This is a genomic window from Brevibacterium gallinarum, assembly GCF_014836885.1.
GTDB classification, from domain to species: Bacteria; Actinomycetota; Actinomycetes; order Actinomycetales; family Brevibacteriaceae; genus Brevibacterium; species Brevibacterium gallinarum.
The window spans coordinates 52,958-61,265 of sequence record NZ_JACSPY010000015.1; the positions used below are offsets into that span (position 1 = coordinate 52,958).

Consider the following 8,308-nt stretch of genomic DNA (forward strand, 5'->3'; position numbering starts at 1 on the left):
CTCCTCGGGTGCGGTCGATCTCAGGGTTTGCCGTCGTAGCTGAGGTGGATGAGCCGGCGGCGCCGGCGGGGACGGTGGACGCGCAGGTGCTTGGCGAAGATCATCCAGCCCAGCCCCACGGACAGTCCAATAACACCCGAGAGCCCGCCGACGACGAGGGAGGCCCGGGGGCCGAGAAGGTCGGCGATGATGCCGGCGACCGGTGCGCCGATCGGGGTGCCGCCCATGACGACGGCGGCGTAGATCGCCATGACCCGGCCGCGGTAACCGGCCGGCGTCGTCGTCTGCACATAGGCGTTCGCTGAGGTCATCATCGTGATCGCGGAGAACCCGACACCGGTGAGCACGACCGCAAACGCCCAGTAGCTCGGGGCCATCGCCGCTAACAGGCAGGCGAGCCCGAACCCGCCGGCGGCACCGAAGACCATCCGCAGCCGCGGTTTCTCCCGCCTGGCTGCTGTCAGCGCTCCGGCGACCGAGCCGATCGCCATGACCGAGGACAGCAGCCCGAACCCGCCGGCGTCCTGGTGGAACTCGATCTTGGCCATCGTGGCGGTGTAGACGCTGAAGTTGAATCCGAACGTCGAGACGATCCCGAGGATCGTGAGCACGACGATGATGTCGGGCCGGGTGCGGATGTAGGTGAATCCGCCGAGCACCCCGCGCTTGCCCATCTTGCGTGTACTCGTCGAGTGCAGACGGGTCCGGTCGAGGGTGAGCAGCACCCCGATGGTGGCGGCGAAGCCGAGCCCGGAGATGAGGAACACCGGTTCGGCGCCGATGAGTGCGGTCAGTCCGCCGGCGATCGCCGGGCCGAACATGCGCGCACCGTTGAAGGAGGCGGAGTTGAGCGAGACGGCGTTGGGCAGCAGCTTCTCGCCGACGAGTTCGGAGACGAAGGCCTGCCGGGCGGGGTTGTCGATCGTGGCGACCATGCCGAGGGCGAAGGCGAGCACGTAGACGTGCCAGAGCACGAGCAGGTGAGTGATCGCCAGCGCGAAGAGCAGCAGCCCGCAGGCGCCGAGGAGGGCCTGGGTGAGGATGAGCAGCTTGCGCTTGGGGAACCTATCGGCGATCGCCCCGGCGACGGGGAACATGATGAGCTGCGGTCCCAGCTGCAGGGCCATACAGATGCCGAGCGCGGTCGCGTCGTTGTCGGTCAGCTGGGTGAGGACGATCCAGTCCTGCGCCGTGCGCTGCATCCACGTTCCGGTGTTCGACACCAGCGCACCCGAGAACCACCGGCGGTAGTTGGGCTCGCTCAGCGACCGGAACATCGAGCTCATCGGCTGGCGTGTGCCTCCTCGCGTTCGGGTTCGGCGGCGGTGTGCGCCGCATCCGTTCCCGAGGCGGAGGCCGGCTGATCCGTGTCCCCACCGCCGGTCTCGCTGCTGGTCTCGCTGCTGCCGGACTGCTCGGTGCTGGTGGTGGCGACCATGTCGAAGTCCTCATCCAGGTCATCGATGACCGGGTCGGGAATCGGCTCGGGCCTGCGCCGCTCATCAGTTTCGGAGTGCGCGCCGCACCCGTTGTCGAGGGCGACGACGCGGCCGTCGAAGGGCGACCACTCGTTGGCGCACACACCGAACTGTGTGCGCAGGGACCCGGCCATCGGCATGAGATAGCCGCAGGTCGAACAGTGCGCAGACGACCGGCGGGCGAAGTCGCCCTCGGGACCGGCGTCGGAGTTCTCCCAGCGGGTCGCGGCATTCGCGATGCCCTCACGGGAGAGCACGCGGCGCCGTCCCAGACCCCATTCGAAGTTCGGGATCTGGTCGATCTGATCATCAGGGCCCAGTCCGGTGCCCTCACCGCCGACCTGCTCGAAGCCCTGCTCGAGGTTCGGGTCGTCGAGCACCTTCGGCAGCACATCGCGGGCACTCATGTCACCGGGCTGCAGGCGCTCGGACCACGGCACCCAGCGCGGGGCCACGAGGGCGTCCTCGCCAGGCAGCAGCGCAGTCTCACAGACGGTGACCTTCTTCGAGCGCGGGGCGCGGGCGAGCACGGCGATCCAGTGCCAGCCGCGGTAGCCGGGCATCGTGCAGGCGAATGCGTGGGTGGCCAAACGCTGGCCCTCCATGACAGCCGACAGGTGAGCGCCGATGTGCTCAGCCTCAGCAGCCTCGGCGATCGCCTCGCGGGCGAGGTCGACCGCGGCGAGCAGGAGGGCGTCATCGGCGACCTTCGCTGGCCTGCGCGAGGCGCGCGGCGCCTCGGCGGCGGTCTGCAGCGACTGCGGATCGGCAGCTGGGGCGGCTGCGGCTGCCCCCGCCTCGGGCTCTCCGGCGGCTTCCGGCTCGCCGGAGTCAGCCAGGGCGGCGCCTGTGCGGCTGCGGCTGGCCCGCATGTCCTCTAGCCAGGCATCGAACAGGTGCGACATCAACCCTCCAGGTCATCGGCGATCGCGCGGAGCACTTCTGCCACCTTATGCGAATGTGCCGAATCGGGGTACCGGCCGCGGCGCAGGCCGGCGGCGGTGTCATCGAGCAGGCGGATGACGTCTTCGACCATGACGACCATCTTCTCCGGATCGCGGCGGACCTTGCGGGGTGCGTCGAGCACGCGGGCCTTGAGCACCTGCTTGCCCTTGCGGCCGTCGACGATGTCGAAGTCCAGCCGGGTGCCGGTGCGCACCTGTGCCCCGGCGGGCAGGGCGGAGCCGTGGAGGAAGATCTGTTCGCCGTCATCGGCGGTGACGAAGCCGAATCCCTTGCCTTCGTCGAACCATTTCACGCGTCCGGTGGGCATAGCGTCCTTTCGCATACGAAGCTTCGCGCGGCGATCGTGCCGCAGCAGAAGCGGATTGCTCTGAGTTCAGTGGTCGGGGTGGTGCGGCCGGTGGGCCGGTGGTGCGGTGTCAGCCGCGGGTGCCGGGCGGCTGTCGTGCGGGCGGGCCGGGCGGCTGAGCCGCAGGGGCCGCGGCGGGCCGGCCTCAGCTGCTGCGGCGGCGCAGTGTCGCGCGGATGAGCACGGCCAGCATTCCTGCAAACCCGATCGGCAGGCAGATCATTCCCGTATAGGTCATCAGCGCCGAGGGTCTGGCCTGCATGGCGGCCTGGACGAGCACGACCGCGATCGCGAGGACCCCGATGAGCGAGAAGATCACCGCAGCTGCTGTCAGCACGGCATCGGCTCGCGAGGTCGTGCGCCTGTGCGGCGGTGCGCTCTGCGCCGGTGCGCTCACCGTGGCCACCTCCTTCTGCTGCGTGCGGGCCTGTGCTGGCTGGCCAGACTATTGTAGCCGAGGCCCGGGCCGGGTGCGGCCGGCGGTACTAGACTGGGCCCGATGGCTACGCTGACCTCCTTCGCCGCCTGGCTGCGCGAGCTTCCCGATGCGGACTTCGCCGCGTTCGCCCGCGCCCGCCGCGATCTCATGCGCACCGACCTGCCCCGGCTGCGCGATGTCGCCGCAGCCGCCGGGTCGCGCAGCGCGGTGGCCACCGGGCTCGAATCCCTCGACACAGCTGCCCTGCAGGCCGTGCACCGCGCGGCATGCGCCACCCGTGTCGATCCAGCCGTGCCGGCGGCCACGCTGGCAGCCGCGCCCGAGGTGGTGGAGACGCTGCAGACCCGCGGGCTGCTGTGGCCGGTCGGCGAGGATGCCTATCGCACCCATGCGGAAACGATGAGTCTGCTGCCTACCTCGGCAGCTGAGCTGCGCACTCCCCCGGACTGGGCCTCCGCCACCGCCCCGGCCGACCCGGGCTCCTGCACCCGCCCGGTCGCTGCGGCGATCGCTGCCAATGCCGAGACGGCTGCCGCCTCGGCGACGGTGTCCGGAGTGCTCTCGGCTGTCGATGCGTTCACCTCCCATGAGGTCTCCCAGCTCACCAGCGGCGGGGCGGGCAAGCGCGATATGCAGGTCATCGCCCGGGCGCTCGGGGTGAGCTTCGCCGATGCGGTGATGCTCACCGAGCTGGCCGCAGCCGCCGGGCTGCTGGGCATCGGCGGCACCGAGCTCGACCCGCGCTGGCTGCCGACCACGGCCTTCGACACGGTGCTCGCCGCCGAGCGCAGCGAGGTCTACGCGATGCTGCTGCAGACCTGGCTGACCGGCGCGGTCGATACGACCCATGTGCTGGCCGGGCGCACCGAGCGCGGGGACCGGCTGCAGTCGCTGGCCGCTTCGGCAGGTCTGCACCGCAAGGCCGCCTATGCCGGGTTCCCGCAGTCCCAGCCGCCGCTGCCGCATGCCCGCTGCGCACTGCTGCTCACCCTCGCGGACCTGACAGCCGCCGCAGACGAGGCCGGTGCCCACCTGGCGGTGCCCGATGCGCTGCTCATCGCCCACATCCAGTGGCGCCACCCGCTGCTGGCCGCCGCCGGCACGACCACCCTCACCCGGCTCATCGAGGAGGCCGCGCTGCTCGGGCTGCTGTGCACCCCGCTGGCCGACGGCCGCGCCCACGCGCTCACGGCGCTGGGCCGGATGCTCGCCGCTCACCTGGCCGAGGCGATGGATGCCGCCCGTGCGGTCACCGGCTTCGACATCACTGCGGTGTCAGTGCCCGAATCGATTCCCGCCCGCGTCGATGGGATCCTGCCGCAGCTGCAGACGCAGGTGGTCGTCCAATCCGATCTCACGGCGATCGCCACCGGGCCGCTGGCCCCGCAGATCCATGCCGCGCTCACCGAGCTCGCCGAGGTCGACACCCGCGGGCAGGGCACCGTGTACCGGTTCACCGAGACGACGATCGCCGATGCGCTGAAGTCCGGGCTGCGCGCTGATGACATCACCGCCCGGCTGCGCGAGGTCACCGGGCAGGACACACTGCCCCAGCCACTCGAGTTCCTCATCACCGAAACCGCCGGCCGGCTCGGCCGGATCCAGATCGCCGCCGCGCGCAGCGTCATCGTCGTCGACGACGAAGCCGAACTGGCCGCGATGCTCGCCGACTCCGCCCTCGTCCCGGCCGGGCTCACCCGCCTGAGCGCGACGGTGGCGGTGTCGAACGTCTCCCGCGAACGGCTGGCGATGCTGCTCGACGCAGCCGAATACCAGACGATGGCAGCGGCACCGGAGAACCCTGCTCCTCCACGCGCGGCCAGCCTGGCCCGCCGCCCGGCCACCACCCGGCGCACGACCCGGGTGCCCGACTCGCGGCTGGCCTCCTATATCGCCTCACTTCGCACCGGCAGCGAGGAACCGGAGACCGACTCACCGTCGACGATCGCCGATGTGCTGCGCGAGGCCGCCGCCACCGGCACCGAGGTCGACCTCACCGTCGTCGGCCGTGAGGGCTCCCAGCGTCAGGTGCGCATCGCCCCCGTCCAGGTGGCCGGCGGCCGGGTGCGCGCCCGCACCGGCCCGGCCCGCGACACCGAACTGACCTTCGGGCTCGCCCGCATCATCTCCGCGGCCCCCGCCGGCACAGGCGGCGTCGGCACCACGCCCGCCCCCGCCTCGGACACCCCCGCCTCAGGAACCCCCACCTCGGGCACGGACAGCGAGGGCACGGACAGCGAGGACACGGGCAGCGAGGACAGCCTGTGAACGGTCCCCTCATCGTCCAGGCCGATCGCACTGTGCTGCTCGAATCGACCCACCCGGAGGCTGCCGAGGCGGCGATCGCGATCGCCCCGTTCGCGCAGCTGGCCAAGACGCCCGAGCTCATCCACACGTACACGATCACCCCGCTCGGGCTGTGGAACGCCCGGGCCAGCGGTCACGATCCCGAATCCGTCATCGACGCACTGCTCGAATACGCCAAGCACCCAGTCCCGCACGAGCTGCTGCTCGACATCGTCGAGACGATGGAGCGCTTCGGGGTCCTCACCCTCGAACAGTCCCCCATCCACGGGCTCGTCCTGCACAGCCAGGACGCGGACCTGCTGAGCGAGCTCATCGCGCATCCGGAGATCGTCTCACTGGTCGGCGCCCGGATCGATGAGCACACCGTGCGCGTGCACCCCTCGGAGCGCGGCGAGCTCAAGCACCGGCTGCTGCGGCTTGACCACCCGGTCTCCGACCACGCCGGCTACGTCGATGGTGAGAAGCATGAGATCGCACTGTCGGCCACCACCGGGGACACCGGCACCGAGGCGACGGGCGCCTCGAGTGCGGAGGGCACCGGTGCCTCGGGAGCGGAGAGCACCGGTGTCGTGGGCAACACTCAGCCGTGGCATCTGCGCGAGTACCAGCAGCGGGCCGTCGATGCGTTCACCCACGGTGAGTCCGGGGTCGTGGTGCTGCCGTGCGGGGCGGGCAAGACGATCGTCGGGGCGGCGACGATGGCCGCCGTCGGCACGACGACGCTCATCCTGGTGACGAATTCGGTCGCGGCCAAGCAGTGGAAGGCCGAGCTGCTCAGGCGCACCACCCTGACCGCCGAGGAGATCGGCGAATACTCCGGTTCGGTCAAGGAGATCCGCCCGATCACAATCGCGACCTACCAAGTCCTCACCACCCGCCGGAAAGGCTCCTACCTCCACCTGGAGCTGCTCGATGCCCGCGACTGGGGCCTGGTGATCTACGACGAAGTGCATCTGCTGCCGGCCCCGGTGTTCCGCCTCACCGCCGGCCTGCAGGCCCGCCGCCGGCTCGGCCTCACCGCCACACTCGTGCGCGAGGACGGGCGAGAAGAGGAGGTGTTCTCCCTCATCGGCCCCAAACAGTTCGAAGCACCGTGGAAGGAGATCGAGGCCGCCGGCTTCATCGCCGAGGCCCACTGCTACGAAGTGCGGGTCCGCCTCGACGCCGGCACCCGGCGCGCCTACGCACACGCCGATGGGGAGGACCGCTATCGGCTGGCAGCCGCGTCAGATGCGAAGATCCCGGTAGTCAAGAAGATCGCCGCCCAGCACGCCGGCCAGCAGGTGCTCGTCATCGGCCAGTACCTCGACCAGCTCGAAGAGCTCGGCGAGGCCCTCGACGCCCCCGTGCTCACCGGCAGGACACCGGTGAAAGAGCGCACGGAGCTGTTTGCGAAGTTCCGGGCCGGGGAGATCTCAGTGCTCGTCGTCTCGAAGGTCGCGAACTTCTCCGTCGACCTGCCCGAGGCCTCGGTCGCCATCCAGGTCTCCGGCTCCTTCGGCTCCCGGCAGGAAGAGGCCCAGCGCCTCGGAAGGATCCTCAGGCCCAAGCCGCACGCCGAGGCCGCGACGTTCTACACGGTCGTGGCGGCCTCGACCGTTGATGAGCACTTCGGTGCCCACCGCCGCCGATTCCTCACCGAGCAGGGATACAGCTACACGATCCTCAACGCCGACCAGCTCGGGCGTTAGAGCGGGGACCCGGTGCCAGCCTCCCAGCGGCTGAACTCACCCCAATAGTCATCTGGGGCATTGCGCATGGCGGGGCCGAAGGCCTCTATGCGCCGGCGACGATCCTCGTCATCGAGGAGTCGTTCGATGAGCGCCACCGGCGTCAGCCCCTGTTCCCGGGCACACCGGTTGATCCGATCGAACAGCTCAGCTGAGCCCGAGATTGGTGCCGCCATAGGATCAGTATGTGATTCGGTCCCCCGACGAGACCGCCTGCCGGCAGGTAGGGTGAGGGTCAGATCACCGAAGAAGATGGAGTCGTGATGCGATAGAACCGCTCACCCTGGACTGACGTCTGGGGAAATGCCCACCTGTTCCCCATCGCCCTGGCGACTGTCGCCAGCGGCCTGGGCTTCTACGTCCCGGTCAGTGCGCTGTTCCTGTTGAGCCGGGGTCAGTCTCTTTCAGACATCTTCATCTTCGAGACGATCCTCGGTGCGAGCATCCTCGTCGCGGAGGTGCCCAGCGGCATCGTCGCCGATCGCATCGACCGCAGATGGGTGATCATCGCAGGGTTCGGCTTCAACGCTGTCGCCGAAACGCTGTTCGCACTCGCGGGGCCCCATCTCGCTTTCAGTGTCTCCTTCGCCCTCAGCGGTATGGGCATTGCCATGCTCACCGGCGCACTCGACGCCTATATCTACGACGCGCTCGGCTCTGCAGCTGAGGACCGAGGCGTCGGAGTGTGGGGACACCTCAGCTCACTGGAACTGACCGCCGGAGTCATTGCTTCAGCCTGCGGCGGCCTGCTCGCTGCGGTCGATATCACCTGGCCAGCGATCGCCACCGCAGTCGCAGCCTCAATCGGCGCTCTCGCCACGGGCCTGCTGCCAGCCCAGCCGACCGGCACGAGTTCACCGACGCGTGAGAGCGAATCCTCGCTGGACCAGCTGCGGCAGGGAGTCGTCCTGCTCTTCTCCACCCCGATCCTGCTGCATGTGGTTGCTGCCTCAGGTGCGTGCTTCTGTCCCGCGTCAAGTAGTTGGCAGGATTTCCTTGGTTTTGAATGTCGGGGTGGTGGGGTCGGCTAGGCCCAGGTGCA

8 protein-coding genes are annotated in these 8,308 nt (G+C 69.7%); 3 read left to right on the plus strand and 5 right to left on the minus strand.

What is annotated here, in order from left to right; all coding sequences use genetic code 11:
* Positions 1-20: 20 nt before the first annotated feature.
* From H9634_RS12390 to H9634_RS12405, 4 genes are all read right to left on the minus strand, one after another.
* Complete coding sequence (locus H9634_RS12390) at positions 21-1,286, minus strand: MFS transporter (RefSeq protein WP_191727007.1); 1,266 nt, start codon at positions 1,284-1,286, stop codon at positions 21-23.
* Positions 1,283-2,383 (minus strand): DUF3027 domain-containing protein, encoded by a 1,101-nt coding sequence (locus H9634_RS12395; protein ID WP_225210911.1) that lies wholly within the window; start codon positions 2,381-2,383, stop codon positions 1,283-1,285. The genes H9634_RS12390 and H9634_RS12395 overlap by 4 nt, the downstream gene beginning before the upstream one ends.
* On the minus strand, positions 2,383-2,751 hold the full coding sequence (locus H9634_RS12400; RefSeq protein ID WP_102161941.1) for a cold-shock protein: 369 nt from the start codon (positions 2,749-2,751) through the stop codon (positions 2,383-2,385). Before H9634_RS12400 ends, H9634_RS12395 begins: the two co-directional genes overlap by 1 nt.
* Positions 2,752-2,935: 184 nt before the next feature.
* Positions 2,936-3,187 (minus strand): hypothetical protein, encoded by a 252-nt coding sequence (locus H9634_RS12405; RefSeq protein ID WP_318245108.1) that lies wholly within the window; start codon positions 3,185-3,187, stop codon positions 2,936-2,938.
* 102 nt (positions 3,188-3,289) lie between these two features.
* Between H9634_RS12405 and H9634_RS14950 the strand changes: the two genes are divergently transcribed.
* Positions 3,290-5,497 carry a helicase-associated domain-containing protein gene (locus tag H9634_RS14950; protein ID WP_191727009.1) on the plus strand — a complete coding sequence of 736 codons (2,208 nt, stop codon included), beginning with the start codon at positions 3,290-3,292 and terminating at the stop codon, positions 5,495-5,497.
* A complete protein-coding gene (locus H9634_RS12415; RefSeq protein ID WP_191727011.1) occupies positions 5,494-7,227 on the plus strand; it encodes a DNA repair helicase XPB in 1,734 nt (577 codons plus the stop codon). The genes H9634_RS14950 and H9634_RS12415 overlap by 4 nt, the downstream gene beginning before the upstream one ends.
* Here H9634_RS12415 and H9634_RS12420 read toward each other — a convergent pair.
* Positions 7,224-7,442, minus strand: a complete 219-nt coding sequence (locus tag H9634_RS12420) for a toxin-antitoxin system protein (RefSeq protein WP_191727013.1) — start codon at positions 7,440-7,442, stop codon at positions 7,224-7,226. The two genes, H9634_RS12415 and H9634_RS12420, sit on opposite strands and share 4 nt — an antisense overlap.
* Positions 7,443-7,592: 150 nt before the next feature.
* Here H9634_RS12420 and H9634_RS12425 point away from each other — a divergent pair, with 150 nt between their 5' ends.
* A complete protein-coding gene (locus H9634_RS12425; protein ID WP_225210928.1) occupies positions 7,593-8,297 on the plus strand; it encodes an MFS transporter in 705 nt (234 codons plus the stop codon).
* The last annotated feature ends 11 nt before the right edge of the window (positions 8,298-8,308 follow it).

Bases quoted from the DNA above. Each gene is read 5' to 3' on its own strand.
- H9634_RS12400 (WP_102161941.1), bottom strand. From the start codon at position 2,751: ATGCCCACCGGACGCGTGAAATGGTTCGACGAAGGCAAGGGATTCGGC.
- H9634_RS12420 (WP_191727013.1), bottom strand. From the start codon at position 7,442: ATGGCGGCACCAATCTCGGGCTCAGCTGAGCTGTTCGATCGGATCAAC.
- H9634_RS14950 (WP_191727009.1), top strand. From the start codon at position 3,290: ATGGCTACGCTGACCTCCTTCGCCGCCTGGCTGCGCGAGCTTCCCGAT.
- H9634_RS12390 (WP_191727007.1), bottom strand. From the start codon at position 1,286: ATGAGCTCGATGTTCCGGTCGCTGAGCGAGCCCAACTACCGCCGGTGG.
- H9634_RS12395 (WP_225210911.1), bottom strand. From the start codon at position 2,383: ATGTCGCACCTGTTCGATGCCTGGCTAGAGGACATGCGGGCCAGCCGC.